14 protein-coding genes are annotated in these 14538 nt (G+C 69.0%); 2 read left to right on the top strand and 12 right to left on the bottom strand.

The features are described 5' to 3' along the window. Window positions 1–358 precede the first annotated feature (358 nt). Both ABMY26_RS10490 and ABMY26_RS10495 read left to right on the top strand, forming a co-directional pair. Window positions 359–1531: a malate/lactate/ureidoglycolate dehydrogenase gene (locus ABMY26_RS10490; RefSeq protein ID WP_372395639.1), complete on the top strand. Its 1173-nt coding sequence runs from the start codon at window positions 359–361 to the stop codon at window positions 1529–1531. 99 nt (window positions 1532–1630) lie between these two features. Continuing rightward, window positions 1631–1912, top strand: a complete 282-nt coding sequence (locus ABMY26_RS10495) for a GNAT family N-acetyltransferase (RefSeq protein WP_372395640.1) — start codon at window positions 1631–1633, stop codon at window positions 1910–1912. Window positions 1913–1921: 9 nt separating this feature from the next. On the opposite strand, the gene ABMY26_RS10500 is transcribed toward ABMY26_RS10495, so the two are convergent. From ABMY26_RS10500 to ABMY26_RS10555, 12 genes are all read right to left on the bottom strand, one after another. Further along, window positions 1922–3010 (bottom strand): serine hydrolase domain-containing protein, encoded by a 1089-nt coding sequence (locus tag ABMY26_RS10500; RefSeq protein ID WP_372395641.1) that lies wholly within the window; start codon window positions 3008–3010, stop codon window positions 1922–1924. Window positions 3011–3054: 44 nt separating this feature from the next. Continuing rightward, the gene (locus ABMY26_RS10505; protein WP_372395642.1) at window positions 3055–4488 is read right to left on the bottom strand and encodes an FAD-binding oxidoreductase; all 1434 of its coding nucleotides are present in this window, start codon (window positions 4486–4488) and stop codon (window positions 3055–3057) included. Window positions 4489–4491: 3 nt separating this feature from the next. Then, window positions 4492–5199, bottom strand: a complete 708-nt coding sequence (locus ABMY26_RS10510; protein WP_372395643.1) for an ABC transporter ATP-binding protein — start codon at window positions 5197–5199, stop codon at window positions 4492–4494. Next, window positions 5192–5998, bottom strand: coding sequence for an ABC transporter ATP-binding protein (locus ABMY26_RS10515; protein WP_372395644.1), 807 nt, complete (start codon window positions 5996–5998; stop codon window positions 5192–5194). Before ABMY26_RS10515 ends, ABMY26_RS10510 begins: the two co-directional genes overlap by 8 nt. Continuing rightward, window positions 5995–6999: a branched-chain amino acid ABC transporter permease gene (locus tag ABMY26_RS10520; protein WP_372395645.1), complete on the bottom strand. Its 1005-nt coding sequence runs from the start codon at window positions 6997–6999 to the stop codon at window positions 5995–5997. The genes ABMY26_RS10515 and ABMY26_RS10520 overlap by 4 nt, the downstream gene beginning before the upstream one ends. Continuing rightward, window positions 6996–7874 (bottom strand): branched-chain amino acid ABC transporter permease, encoded by an 879-nt coding sequence (locus ABMY26_RS10525; protein ID WP_372395646.1) that lies wholly within the window; start codon window positions 7872–7874, stop codon window positions 6996–6998. The genes ABMY26_RS10520 and ABMY26_RS10525 overlap by 4 nt, the downstream gene beginning before the upstream one ends. 87 nt (window positions 7875–7961) lie before the next feature. Beyond that, entirely contained in the window at window positions 7962–9098 is a 1137-nt protein-coding gene (locus ABMY26_RS10530; RefSeq protein ID WP_372395647.1) for an ABC transporter substrate-binding protein, read from the bottom strand. 75 nt (window positions 9099–9173) lie between these two features. Continuing rightward, complete coding sequence (locus tag ABMY26_RS10535) at window positions 9174–10034, bottom strand: oxaloacetate decarboxylase (protein ID WP_372395648.1); 861 nt, start codon at window positions 10032–10034, stop codon at window positions 9174–9176. Then, entirely contained in the window at window positions 10018–10581 is a 564-nt protein-coding gene (locus ABMY26_RS10540) for a 3-isopropylmalate dehydratase (RefSeq protein ID WP_372395649.1), read from the bottom strand. The genes ABMY26_RS10535 and ABMY26_RS10540 overlap by 17 nt, the downstream gene beginning before the upstream one ends. Before the next feature lie 7 nt (window positions 10582–10588). Next, window positions 10589–11845, bottom strand: a complete 1257-nt coding sequence (locus ABMY26_RS10545) for an aconitase family protein (RefSeq protein ID WP_372395650.1) — start codon at window positions 11843–11845, stop codon at window positions 10589–10591. 26 nt (window positions 11846–11871) lie between these two features. Next, on the bottom strand, window positions 11872–13461 hold the full coding sequence (locus tag ABMY26_RS10550; protein ID WP_372395651.1) for an FAD-binding oxidoreductase: 1590 nt from the start codon (window positions 13459–13461) through the stop codon (window positions 11872–11874). A gap of 48 nt (window positions 13462–13509) precedes the next feature. Beyond that, window positions 13510–14403 carry an MBL fold metallo-hydrolase gene (locus tag ABMY26_RS10555; RefSeq protein WP_372395652.1) on the bottom strand — a complete coding sequence of 298 codons (894 nt, stop codon included), beginning with the start codon at window positions 14401–14403 and terminating at the stop codon, window positions 13510–13512. Between the last annotated feature and the right edge of the window lie 135 nt (window positions 14404–14538).

Raw genomic sequence — 14538 nt, forward strand, 5'->3', positions numbered from 1 at the left:
CGGTATTTTTCAGCCGTCGCTTATCGGCTTCCATCGCTCGTGATAGGAATGGATGTCCTGTCCCCGGCCATGGAGCATTCCGCTTGCCCGGATCGAGCCGCCCTGCCGCCCCCCTGTCCCCGCCGCGGATTTTCCGCGGGGCCTTCGGGATGTCCGTCGGCTGCCGCCGCAGCGGATGGAACAGTGGAACAGGTCCGGATTCCTGTTCCATACTGTTTCAAACGTTCCATCGCCGCCTTCGCCCGTCGCCGTCCGCGTCAATTCGGCCCTTGTTCCGGTCGCTCCCCAACGACCAGATAGAGGCCGGGACTCAAGGACCGGCGACGGCGGCGATGCCGGCGGGCCGGGAAACCAGGACATGGGCGAACACCCCGACATGAACGAAACTCTCGACATGAATGAAACACCCAAGGATCCCTTCGCCGCTGCGGCGTCCTTCAACGCCGGGGTCTATGGGACCGGCGTCCGCCCGGTGACGGCGGAGCGGCTGGCCGAGGCGGTCCGCCTGCTGCTGCGGGCGGCGGGCAGCGATGCGGCGGAGGCCGGGATCGTCGCCGACCATCTGGTCGAGGCCAACCTGCGCGGCCATGACAGCCACGGCGTCGGCATGCTGGCGATGTACATGCCGGCCATCGCCGCCGGGCTGCTGCAGCCCAACCGGCACGCGACCGTGCTCGGCCGCTCCGGCCCCTTCCTGTCCGTCGGCGGCGGGAACGGCTACGGGCAGGCGATCGCGCGGGAGGCGATGGATCTCGCCATCGCCCAGGCCCGGCAGGAGGGGCTGGTGGCGCTGTCCCTGCGCGACACCCACCATATCGGCCGCGTGGGATCCTATGGCGAGCAGTGCAGCGACGCCGGTCTGGTCGCCCTGGCCTTCGTCAACGTCGTCACCCGCCCGGCGGTGGCGCCGCATGACGGCACCCGGCCGCGGCTGGGCACCAACCCGATCTGCATCGCGGTTCCGGCGACGCCGGCCAACCCGGCCCTCGTCCTCGATTTCGCCACCAGCGCCGTCGCGGTCGGCAAATGCCGCGTCGCCATGAACAAGGGGCGGGAGATGGCGCCCGGCTTGCTGCTCGACGCCGACGGCGAAGCCACGCGCGACCCAAGCGTGATGTTCCGGGAGCCGTCCGGCGCCCTGCTGCCGCTGGGCGGCAACGCCGGGGGACACAAGGGATTCGGCTTGGCGCTGATGTGCGACGTTCTCGCCGGGGCGCTGGCGTCGGCCATGCCCGGCACGCCGTCGCACCAGGATTCCGGACGGGTGATGAACAACCTGTTCGCCATCGTCTTCGACCCCGCCCGCGGCGGCAACGCCCATTGGGCCGCCGACCTCGACGACCTGCTCGCCTATGTCCGCGACACACCGGCCGCTCCCGGCGCCGAGGCCATCCAGATGCCGGGCGAGCCGGAACGGCGGACCCGCGCCCAGCGGCTGGCCGACGGCATTCCGCTGGACGGCGCGACGCTGGCGATGCTGGAGAGCCTGGGCCGGGAGCGCGGCGTGGAGGTCGCCGGCCTGCTGGCCTGACCGATCCGCGGTTGCGTTGCGGGAGGGGGGTTGGACCGGGCCTGTCCGAAGCCCAGATAGTGGGGCTTCGGATACCCGGCTCTACTGGAGGCGCAAGACATGACCCTGCACGCGGACGTGCGAGACAACGCGGCCCAAAGCCGTTACGAGCTGACCGTCGACGGTGCCACCGCCGTCGCCGTCTACGAGTTGCGGGACGGGGAGATCGTCTTCACCCACACGGAGGTGCCGAAGAGCCTGTCCGGGCAGGGTGTCGCCTCGGCCCTGGCCAAGGGCGCCCTCGAGGATGTCCGCGCCCGCGGCCTGAAGGCCGTCCCGCTCTGCAGCTTCTTCGCCGGCTTTATCGAGCGCCACCCGGAGTTCCATGACCTTGTCCGGTAGAGGGCGGGGTCAGGCCATCTCCGCCGCCGGCATGATGTGGCCGGTCAGCAGCGCGCCCAGCTCGCCGACATACCCGTCCGACCGGGCCGGCCGGGTGGGATCGGAGGTGACGACGACGGTCAGCCCGAGCGAGGGGACGAGATACAGCATCTGCCCGCCATAGCCGCGCGCATAGGCGATCCGGTGCCCGCTCGACTCGGTCAGGAACCAGCCATATCCATAGGCGTCGCCGGAATAGGGGGAGCGCGTCCGCGGTATCCAGCTTGCCTGGGCCCAGGCCGCGCTCACCACCGGATGGCCGTCCCAGACCCCGCCGCGGTTCCACATCTCGCCGAAGCGGAACAGGTCGAGCGGCGACAGCACCATGTTGTTGCCGCCGAGATGGTAGCCCTGCGGATCGCGGGTCCATCCCGGCAGGTCGATGCCGAGCGGTCGGCCGAGCCAGTCGCGCGCCAGCGCCAGCAGGCTGCGCCCGGAGACGCGGGCCAGCACCGCGCCCAGCACATGGTAGCTGCCGGTCGAATAAACCATCCGCTCGCCCGGTCCGGCAACGAAGGGGCGGCCGAGCGCATCCGCGACCCAGTTCCGGCTGCCGATCCAGCGGCCGTATCCCGGCCCGGAGGTCGGCTCCAGACCGGCCTGCATGGTGAGGAGCTGCGCCACCGTGATGCCGCGCACCCGCGGATCGGCGCCCGCCGGGACGAGCTCCGGCGCCGCCTCGCCCAGCGTCGTGTCGACGCCGTGCAGCAGGCCGCGGTCGAGCGCCACGCCGGCCAACGAGGCGACGATCGTCTTGGACACCGACTTGACATTCACCTTGCGGCCGACCGGCGGTCCCCGAAAGGCTTCTGCGGACAGCACCGTACCGTGCCGGCCGATCACCAGCGCATGGAGCTGGTCGAGGCCCGCCGCCCGGTCGAGCGCCCGGTCCAGCAGGGTCCGGTCCAACAGTGCCCGGCCGATGGCATCGCCGGGGCTGGCGGGCCGCCCGGCCTCCGCGGCCGGAAGGCTGCCCGGCAGCAGGGAGCCGACGGCCGCAACAGCAGCGGCAGCGAGTACGGATCGGCGGTCGGGCTGGGATCGGGGTTTCGTCTCCATCCCCTGGCATATGGTCAAGCCCCGCCGCGATCCAACCCTTGGGATCAAGGCGTGCCGGGTCCGACGACCTTGCCGGGATTCATGATCCCCCGCGGGTCGAACAGCCGCTTGATGCCGTCCATCAACGCCATTTCCGCCGGCCCCTTGAAGGCGGCCAGCGCGCCGCGCACGCTCTGGCCGATGCCGTGCTCGGCGCTGATGGTGCCGCCCAGCTCGACCGCCACCCGCTGGACCGCGGCGCTGATCGCCTGGGCCACCGGCTCCAGCGGTCTGCCCGTCGTTCGGGTGCTTTCCGGCAGGATGGCGACCAGATGGATGTTGCCGTCGCCGATATGCCCGACCGCCATGACGCGGGCATCCGCCCGCAACGCCGAGATCGCCGCGGTGGCGCGGGCGACGAAATCGGGGATGCGGGCGATCGGCACCGCGGTGTCGTGGCCGATGACGATGCCGCTCTTGCGGTTCGCCTCCGACACGCTGTGGCGCAGTTTCCACAAGGCCGCGGCCTGGGCCTCGCTGCGGGCGACCAGCGCGTCGGCGATGCCGCCATCCTCCAGCCCCGCGGCCAGCAGTTCTTCCAGCGCCCCGGCAAGGTCGAGCCCGGCCATCGGGTCTGTGACCTCGGCCAGCAGATACCAGGGAGCCGGGGCGGCGAGCGGCCGGACGGTTCCCGGCACATGGGCCAGCACCGCCGCCAGCTGCGCCTCGGACAGGATTTCCGCCGTGGTCACCCGGTCGCCCAGCGTGCCGCGCAGCCGGGCGAACACCTCCAGTGCCGCCTCCAGCGAGGCCAGGGCGAGAAAGGCGGTTGCGCTGCTGCGCGGACGCGGGAACAGCTTCAGCGTCGCCGCGGTGACGATGCCCAGCGTGCCCTCGGCCCCGATGAACAGATGCTTCAGCGCATAGCCGGTGTTGTCCTTGCGCAGTGCCCGCAGGCCATCCCACAGCGTGCCGTCGGGCAGCACCACCTCCAGCCCAAGCACGAGGTCGCGCATCGGGCCATAGCGCAGGACGGCGGTGCCGCCGGCATTGGTGGCGACGGTGCCGCCGATCTGACAGCTTCCCTCGCTGCCGAGGCTCATCGGGAACAGCCGGCCGGCGGCCTCTGCGGCGGCCTGCACCGCGGCCAGGGTGCAGCCGGCCTCCACAGTCAGGCTGTCCCCGATGGGATCGAGCTCGCGGACCCGGTTCAGCCGCGACAGGCACAGCACCAGGCTGCGACCGGACATGTCGGGAATGGCGCCGCCGACGACCCCGGTGTTACCGCCCTGCGGCACCAGCGGGGTGCCGGTTTCCGCACAGAGCCGGACGACGGCTGCCACCTGCGCCGCATCGGCCGGGTGGACGACTCCCAGTGCCCTCCCGCGGTAGCGGCCGCGCCAGTCCGCCAGGAAGGGCGCGGTGTCGGCCGGTTCGCACAGCACCTGCGCCGGCCCGACGATGGCCCGCGCGCGCGCGATCACATCCCCGCCGGCCATCGCCTACAGCCCGAGATAGGCGGTCTTGATGCGCGGGTCGGCCAGCAGCGTCCGGGCCGAATCCTCCATCACCACCCGTCCGGTCTCCAGCACATAGGCGCGGTCGGCCAGCCGCAGCGCCAGATCCACCCGCTGTTCGACCAGCAGGATGGTGATGCCGGTGGCGTGCAGGCTCCGGATCGTGTCGGCCAGCGTGTCGACGATGATCGGCGCCAGTCCCAGCGTCGGTTCGTCCAGCATCAGGCATTTCGGGTTGGCCATCAGCCCGCGGCCGAAGGCCACCAGCTGCTGCTGCCCGCCGCTCATCGTGCCGGCCTTCTGGGTGCGGCGTTCGGCCAGGATGGGGAACAGCTCATAGACCCAGCGCAGCCGCTCGGCGAAGCCCATGCTGCCCGGCCGGCCGCGCAGGGCTCCAAGCTCCAGATGCTCCAGCACCGTCATGTCGGGGAAGAGCTGGCGGCCTTCCGGCACATGGACCAGCCCGCGTTCGATGACCTGATGCGGCGCCAGCCTGTCGATGCGCTCGCCGTCGAAGGTGATCGTCCCGCCGCTCGGCCGCAGCAGGGCGGAGATCGCCTTCAGTGTCGTCGTCTTGCCGGCGCCGTTGGAGCCGACCAGCGTCACCAGCTCCCCTTCCTCGACGGTCAGGGAGACGTTGTGGACCGCCTCGCGGTGGCCGTAGCGGACCTTCAGACCTTCGATCTTAAGCATCGACCGGCTCCCGTCCCAGATACACGCGGATCACCTCCGCATCGTTCAGCACCTGGGCCGGCGGCCCTTCGGCGATCTTGACGCCATGGTCCAGCACGACCAGCCGGTCGCAGACGCTGGCGACCACGCGCATGTGGTGCTCCACCAGCAGGACGGTGACGCCGCGGGCGCGGATGCGGCGGATCATCTCGACCAGCCGCTGCCCCTCCTCGGGGTTCATGCCGGCGGCCGGCTCGTCCAGCAGCAGCAGGCGCGGCTCGGCGGCCAGCGCGATGGCGATCTCCAGCCGGCGCTGCTCGCCGTAGGACATGGCGTCGGCCAGCGTGTCGGCTCGGTGGTCGAGGTCGCAGAAGGCGAGGATCTCCAGCGCCTTGCGCCGCAGTTCCTCCTCTTCCCGCCGGTAGGCGGCGTTGCGCAGGATGGCGGCGCCCCAGCCGGCCCGCGTGGTGCGGTAGGCGGCGCTGCGCACATTGTCGAGCGCGGTCAGACTGGGAAACAGGCTGGTGATCTGGAAGGTGCGCGAGACGCCGCGCTGCCCCATGACGTGCGACGGCGAGCCGGTGCAGTCGCTGCCGTCGAAGCGGATGCTGCCCGACGATGGCGGCAGCGAGCCGCCCAGCATGTTGAACAGCGTCGTCTTGCCGGCGCCGTTCGGCCCGATCAGCCCGACGACTTCGCCGGTCTTCACCGTCATGGTGACGTCGCGCACCGCGGTCAGGCCGCCGAAGATGCGGGTCAGGTTGCTGACCGCCAGGATTTCGCCCGCGTTGCCCGTGCTCGATTGAACGGCGGCGTTCATTTCGCACCCCCCTCGGTGCTGGGCAGGCCGTTGGCGGCGGCCGGCAGGTTGTTCTCGGCCTTGTGGCTGTTGCGCCAGCGCTGCCACAGGCTGACCAGCCCGCCCGGCAGGAACACCACGGTTCCGGTCAGCAGGGCCGCGAAGATGACCATGCGCAGCGGACCGGCGACGCGCAGCGATTCCAGCAGTCCGATATAGACCAGCGCCCCCAGGATCGGCCCCAGGATGGTGCCGCGCCCGCCGATGATGACGACGATGATCAGCGCCGCCACATTGTGGACGCCCATGATGTCGGGGGTGATGACCCGGATATAGTGGGCGTAGATGGCACCGCCGATGCCGGCGATGGCGGTGGCGGCGACGAAGCCCAGCAGCTTGGTGTGGAAGACGTTGATGCCGAGCGAGGCGGCGAGCGGCGCATTCTCCCGCACCGCCAGGAAGGCGCGGCCGGTCCGGCTGCTCACCAGCGCGTGGCAGAGATACGCCGTCGCCAGTACCAGCACCAGCACCAGATAGTAGGTCTCGCGCGCGGCGGTGAAGGTCAGCGGGCCGACCGCCATCGGCGGAATGTCGGAGATGCCCATCGGCCCGCGCGTCAGGTCGACCCAATGGTTGGTGATGGTGAACAGGATGGCGCCGAAACCCAGCGTCAGGATGGCGAATTGCGGCCCGACCACCCGCAGCGCCGCATAGCCGATGACCAGCCCGAACGCCGCAGCGACCAGACCGGCCAGGGGCAGGCCGAGCAGCGGCGGCAGGCCGAGCTGGGTGCTGAGGATGGCCGAGGTGTAGGCGCCGACGCCGACGAAGGCGGCATGACCGAAGGTGAGCTCGCCCAGATAGCCGATCACGATGTTGAGGCTGAGCGCCAGCAGCGCATACAGCATCCACAGGACCAGCAGATGCTCCAGATAGGCGTTGCCGGCCAGGAAGGGCAGGACGGCCAATGCTGCGACTCCGGCGGCAATGGCCAAGGGGCGGCCGTGGGTGGTTGTGTTCATCGCAGACCCCTTGCCGTGCTGAACAGGCCGTTGGGGCGCCACAGCAGGACCGCGATGATCATCGCGTAGCCGATCGCCTCCATGAAGCCGAGGGAGATGTAGCCGCCGCCCAGCGATTCGATGACGCCGAGCAGCAGGCCGGCGAACAGGGCGCCGGTGACGCTGCCCAGCCCGCCCATGATGACGACGATGAAGCCCTTCAGCACCGCCCAGTTGCCGATGGTCGGGAAGATCATCACGGTGGGGCCGACCAGCGCGCCCGACAGCGCCGCCAGCCCGCAGGCCAGCGCGAAGGTGTAGGTGTGGACAAGCCCGATGTTGATGCCGGTCAGCGCCGCGCCGTCCGGATTCTGCGCCGTCGCCCGCATCATCTTGCCGAAGCGCGAATAGCGGATGAACAGGTAGACAGCCACCAGCGCCACCACCGCGGCGGCGAACACCAGCACGCGCTGCTGGGTCAGCGTCACCGTGCCGATCTCCAGCACCTCGTCGGCGAAGGGGCTCTCGACATATTTCGGGTCGGCGCCGAACAGCAGTTCGCCACCGTTGGCGATCAGCAGGGCGAGGCCCAGGCTGGACAGCAGGATGGTGAATTCATGGTCGCGGCGCAGCGGCCAGAAGATCAGCTTGTTGGCGGCGATGCCCAGCCCCGCCACCACCACGGCCGAGATGGCTGCAGCCGCAAGATAGTCGAGCCCGAACAGGGTGCCGACGAAATAGGTGATGTAGGCGCCGAGCATGTAGAATTCGCCATGGGCGAAATTCACGATGCGCAGCACCCCGAAGACCAGCGTCAGCCCGGTGGCGATGAGCACATAGGCCATCCCGTTGACCAGGCCGTTCGCGATCTGCTGGGCGAAGACGGTGAAATCCATGGAGGTCGACCCTTCCTGTCGGGGAGCCTGCCGGGGACGGAAAGCCCCTCTCCCGGCCAGGGAGAGGGGCTCCGGTCACTCGGACGCTCAGTCCCGGACGCTGACGATCTGCTTCTTCTGCACCTGCACCAGATGGATCGCCTGGCTGGCCTGTCCCTTGTCGGAGAAGCGCAGGTTCCCCATCACGGTCGGGACTTCCTGCGACTTCAGGGTCGAGGCGATCTTGTCGTAGGCGCGCGGGTCGCCGGCGGCATCGACGCCGAAGGCCAGTATCTGCACCGCCTGGGCGCCGAGCGCGGCGATGAAGGACGGCTCGTTCTTGTAGGACTTGCGGTATTCCTCCAGCCACGGCTTCAACGACGGGGCTGTGGCGTCCTCGGTGAAGGGCGAGGCGGAATAAACCTGTTCCAGCGAGTTGCCCGACAGCTCGACCAGCTTGGGGTTCATGTTGCCGGCCGACGCGATGACCTTGCCGCGGTAGCCGGTCTGCTTGATCTGCCGGTAGATGGTGGCGCCCTGCGAGGTGTTGATCGCCGCGACATAGATCGCGTCGGCGTTCAGCGACTTCAGCTTGGTCAGTGCGGTGGTGAAATCGGTGTCGGTGCGGTTGTAGAACTCGTGCCCTTTCACCTCGATCCCGCAGGCAGTCAGCAGCTTGGTGTAGTTGTCCAGCTCCAGCCGGCCCCAGTCGTCGTTGACGTTCATGAAGGCGATGGATTTGGGCTTGATGCGGTCGCAGATCGCCTTCGAGTAGAACTCGGACATCATCGCGGAGGTGGCGTTCAGCCGGAACAGGTACTTGTGCCCTTCCTCCGTCACCTTCGGGTGCTGCGAGCTGGTCATCACGGTGACGATCTTGTCGCGCGTCGCTTCCTTCATCGACAGGGCGACGGCGCTGAACCAGCCGCCGACGATCAGGTCGACGTTGTCCTGTTCCATCGCGCGCTTGGCGGCGCTGACCCCGTCCTCCGGAGACCCCTTGTCGTCGTAGGTCAGCAGTTCCAGCTTGCGGCCGCCGGCCACGCCGCCCTTGGCGTTGATCACCGAGACCATCGCCTGCGCGCCTTCCAGGCCAAGCTGGCCTTCGAAGGCGCCGGTGCCGCTCATCGGGCCGATGAGGGCGATGCGGACCGGGGGTTGCTGGGCTTGGGCGGATGTGCCGGCGACGGGAATGGCCAGGGCCAGGGCCGCCGCCGCGGCAAGGAGAGTGCGCCTACCGAACATGGGGTTCCTCCGTGGATTGGTCGTCTTTTGATTGGCCCTTGGTCCCGGCGCATGGTGGCCGGTGGCAAAGGATCGTCACGCGCTCTTCAGGTAGCGCTTCTGCAGCTCCTCGATCTGCGGGAAGCCGATGAAGTCGATGAAGCTGTTGTGGTCGGTCACGGGCCGAGGCAGATCGCGGGTGGACCGGCGTTCCGCCAGGGCCGCCAGATTCTCCTTCAGCGCCGACGCCACCGTCATCAGCGGCACCAGCGCGTAGGTCGCCATGCCGGCAACCTCCTCCACCTCGTCTGCCGACAGTCGCTCCAGCCAACCCAGCAGTTGCAGCGACAGCGGCACGCCGACGGCCTCGCGCATGGCGCGCAAGCCCTGGATGTCCTTGAAGCACTTGCTGATCGGCTGGATCATGTCGGCGCCGGCCGCGACATAGGCGCGCCCGCGCTCCATGGCGGCGGCCGGATCGACGACGTCGGTCCGGGCGATGATCAGCATGTTGGGATCGCGCCGGGCGGCCACCGCCGCCTCGATCTTGGCGACGCCCTCGTCCATCGGGATCACCTCGACCCCGCCGACGCAGATCGGGCAACGCTTGGGGGCGACCTGATCCTCCATGATGACGGCCGAGACGCCCGATGCCTCGAACTCGCGGATCGTGCGCATCACGTTGATGGCGTTGCCGTATCCGGTGTCGATGTCGGCGATGACCGGGACATTGACGGCGGAAACCACGTTGCGCACCACCGTCAGGTTCTCCGACATGGTGTAGAGCTCGGCGTCCGGCTGGCCCAGGAAGGAGGCGGAGACGCCGAAGCCCGAGGTCATCAGCGCGTCGAAGCCGGCCGCCTCGATGAAGCGTGCGGACAGGGCGTCATAGGCGCCGGCCGACCAGACGGTCTTCTGCGCCAGAACGCGGTTGCGGAAATCAGGTCCCCGAGACATGGCTGTGTTCCTTTCGCTCGCGTTGTTGGGCCGCCTGCCGCTTCAGGAAGGGGACGAGGCCACCGGCCTCGATCATCTCGGCATCCGCCTGCGGCAGCGGCTCGAAGGGGAGTTCAGTGCCCTTGGTGTGGTTGCGGACGACGCCCGCCGCCCAATCCACCTCGATCTCCTCCCAGCGCTCGACGAAGCCGAGGATGCCGGGGCAGCCGACCTGCGGGAAGCCCATGCTGACCTCGCCGCGCCAGTAGCCGGGCGAGAAGGACTCCGCGATCACCCCGGCGATGCCGAGATGGCGCATCGCCTTCATCGGTGGATAGTGCGGGTGGCCGTAGCCGAAATTGTCAGCCCCGACCAGCAGGTCGCCCGGCCGGACCGTCGTGGCGAAATCCGGATCGTAGCTCTGCATGGCGACCTGGGCCAGTTCGGCCACGTCGGTGATCTTGATGTTCTTGACGCCGACGATCTGGTCGACGTCGAAATTGACCTCGTCGAAGATGAAGGCGACGCGGCCCTTCATGGTCGGCATCCGCAACTGGGTTCCGGTCATCGCGGCCTCACAGATAGGGGCGCGGATCGGCGATCCGGCCTTCGATGGCGGACGCTGCGACGACCGCGGCGTTGCACAGGTAGATCTCGGAATCCGGGCTGCCCATGCGGCCGCGGACGTTCAGCGTGCCGGTCGAGACCGCCCGCTGCCCTGCCGTCATCGTCGCGATGCGGCCGAAGCAGTAATCGCAGCTGGGGGAGGAGACGAAGGCGCCGGCCTCCACCAGCGTCGACACGAGCCCTTCGCGCGCCGCCGCCGCCATCAGCTCCTGGCTGGTCGGTACGATGTGCAGGGACACGCCGGTCTTGACCCGCCGGCCCTCCAGCACCTTGGCCGCCGCCCGCAGATCCTCCAGCCGGCCCGACGCGCAGGACCCGAGATAGCCGGCATTGATCTCCAGCCCCAGGAACTCCGTCAGGTCGCGGGTGTCCGCCGGGGTCGGCGGCACGACGACGATGGGTTCCAGTTCGGACAGGTCGATGTCATGCACCGCGGAGTAGCGGGCGTCGGGGTCGCTCGACACCGGGTCCAGCCGCTTGCGTGCGCGAGGCAGGGCGTAGTCCAGCCGCACCGGATCGGGGTTGACGATGGCGGTCAGCGCGCCGGTGAACATGGCAAGGCCGGTGATGGTCTGCAGGCCCTCCGTCGACATCGCTGCCACCGAAGGCCCGCCCAGCTCCAGCACCTGGAAGCGGCAGGAGCTCGGCCCCAGCCGGCGGACCAGATGATGGAAGACGTCGCGCGCCATCACGCCTGGCCGCAGACTGCCGCGCAAATTCACCCGCACCGTATCGGGCACGCGGATCGACACGGTGTCGCTGACGAAGGCTTCCATCACGTTGCGGCGCAGTCCGATGGCGAGCGTGCCGAAGGTGCCGAGCTGGCTAACATGGCCGTCGAAATGGACGACGAAGGCGCCCGGCGTCGCGTAGCCCACCTCCGCCGCCACCTGATGGCCGATGCCATGCCGCTCGAACAGCGGCACATCGTTCTCCGCGCACCAGTTGCGGGTATTGATGTGAAGCTCTTCCTCCTTGGCGGTGGCGGTCGGCACCATGTGGTCGATGAAGATGCCGAAGCGCTCCGGCTCGGCCACACGGGCGATGCCGAAATCCTCCTTCATCGTCTTGAAATAGACGTCGGTGTAGCCGGGGAAGTCGTAGGCCAGCACGAAGTCCGGCTTCGCCTTGATGTCCTGCCCGGCGCGGACCGCGGGCAGCCCCGCGGCGCGCGCCAGGATCTTCTCGGTGATGGTGTAGCCCATGGCGTCGATGTCTCCGCTCCGGTGCGTCAGCGGCCGAGGCCGAGGGAACCGGGATTCATCAGCCCCTGCGGATCGACGGCGCGCTTGACGCCCTCCAGCAGCGACCAGGTTTCAGGGGTGAGGATTTCGCGGAACGGATAGTCGCGGGCGACCTGCCAGCTGACGCCGCCCAGGCTGCAATACAGTTCCTGCGTGGCGCGGCGCAGTTCGGCCACCGCATTGCGGGCGGTTGGATTGGCCGGGCGGTCGCGCCACGGCTTCACCACCTCGTCGCCCAGGCTGGCGGCATGCAGCGGCGTGATCTCGTCGGTCCAGTAGAAGGCCGGCTCCAGGAAGAAGTCGTTGCCGACCGTCATGGTCATCACCGAATAGATGATGCCGTGCTGCTCCATGAAGCCGCGCTTCTCCGCGAAGAAGGCATCGTTGGCGGCAACCACCCGGTCGGCGTCGCCCAGCGGGAAGATGGCGTGGATGGGAACCCAGCGCTGGCCCTCGCGCCCCAGCATGCCGCGCACCGGCCCGAAGGGCTTGGAGCGCATGACCTTCGGCACGCTGTTCTCGATCTCCTTGCCGTGGCGCGCACCGATGGCGCGCACCGTCTGCATCGCCTCGCGCAGCTGCGTCTCGCTGCGTCCCTCCACCACCAGATGGAGGGTGAAGTTGTGCTCCTTGAGGAAGGCGGTGCCGGCGGTGGCGACGCTCAGCGCCTCCCTGGCGCCCTGGAACAGCGACTTGCCGGCCTTCGCCACGTTGCCCAGCGTCTTCAGCCCGTCCGACAACTTGTTGACGCTGGCCGAATGCTCGACCTTGGTCCGGTCGATGCCGAAGCCTTCCGACACGCAGCGCGCCCGCGCCATCTCCACCTGGGCCGCGGCCATCGCCTGCATGGTGGCGAAGCCGAAGGACAGGAAGTCCGCATGCTCCGGCCGGCGGTGGAGGCGCAGCGTCGCCGCCACCTTGAAACCCATGGCGCCGTTGTCGCCCAGGAACAGCCCCGTCAGGTCGGGACCGCCGGAGCGGGTGAAGGGCCTGGTTCCGACCCGCCCGCCCGACCCGGTGGTGACGATTCGCCCGTCTGCCAGCACCACGGTGATGCCCAGCACGCTTTCCGCCACCGTCCCATGCAGGGCGGAGCCGAAGAAGGCGCTGTTCTGCGACAGGGCGCCGCCGATGGTGGCGTTGATGCCCGACAACGGCCCCCAATAGCCGGTGCGCAGGCCGGTGCCTTCCAGCGCCTCGTTCAGCGCTGCCCAGGTACAGCCGGTCTCGACCGTCACATAGAGGCTGTCGGCGTTCAACTCGACGATGCGGTTCAGCCGACGGCCGTCGATGACGACCGAGTCCGGGCGTTCGGGCAGATAGCCCTTGGTGTAGGACATGCCGCCGCCGCGCGGCACCACGGCGACGCCGGCCGCATGGGCGGCGCGCACGGTGGCGGCGACCTCCTCGCGGTCGCGGGGCAGGGCTATGGCCAGCGGCGGGATGCCCGGCTGCCAGAACACGTCGTTGGCATAGAAGCTGCGGCTCTTTTCGTCATCAAGCAGGCCGTCGGCGCCGAGTGCGGCGCGCAGCGCGTCGAGCAGGGTGGCCGTGCCTTCGAGGGCGGCGATGCTCATGGAGGATCCCTCTGGGTAAGGTCGGGTGATGCCGATGAGGTTCGGCGATCAAGCTTGGTCGAGCGGCACGAACCGGAAATCCTCGCCGGAACGGCGGACGTAGCCGGTATGCGGAGCGCCGAAATGGGCGGGGAACACCAGGGCGTTGCGGTCGGCGGCGTGGCTCAGCAGCCGGCGGCGCGTCGCCACCGCCTGGGCCTGGTCCTCGCAGAAGCGGCTGTTCCAATCGGGGCGGCACACCTGCATCGGCTGGTGCAGGCAATCCCCGGTGAAGTAGGCCGCATGGCGACCGGACTCCAGACGGACGAACATCTGGCCGGCGGTGTGGCCGGGGGCCAGCTCGACCGACAGACCCTCCAGGATGCTGTCGCCGTCGCCGATCAGCTCGACCTGTCCGGCCTCCCACACCGGCAGGACGCTGTCCTCCATCACCGGGCCATTGCCCGGCATGCCGACCAGCCCGCCATCGGGGCTGCGCCAGTGCGCGAACTCCTGCGCGCCATAGATGTAGCGGGCGTTGGGGAAGGTCGGAACCCAGCGTCCGTCGACCAGCTGGGTGTTCCAGCCGACATGGTCGATGTGCAGATGGGTGTTGATGACCAGCGTCACGTCTTCCGGCTGTACGCCTGCGTCCGCGAGATGCCGGAGATAGGGCTTTTCGAGCATGTGGAACCGCTCGAACCCTGGCGTGTGCCGCTCCTTGTGGTTGCCGCAGCCGGTATCCACCAGGATCACATGGCGGTCGGTGCGGATCAGCCAGGAATGCATGCTCGACATCAGACGCCGCGACGCCGGGTCGAGGAAATTCGGTTCGGCCAGTTCGGGGTGCTTGTCCAGGATCGCGTCGTCGTAGTTCGGAAACAGGAAGCCGGGATCGAAGCCCGGCGTCAGCATTTCTTCGATCCGCGTGACCGTGAACGCACCCAGGGCGATGGTTTGCATTGTCCTCCCCTCGTGCAGGGTGCCGGCGGCCGGTCCGGGAAACCAGTGGACTGCGGCAGGCCGGTGCATGGGGTGCCGGCCTGCCGACCTTTGGCGAGGACGGGGCGGCACGCTTGTTCTGTTTGTTCGCCAAGG

Source organism: Azospirillum sp. HJ39 (assembly GCF_041507355.1).
GTDB lineage: Bacteria > Pseudomonadota > Alphaproteobacteria > Azospirillales > Azospirillaceae > Azospirillum > Azospirillum thiophilum.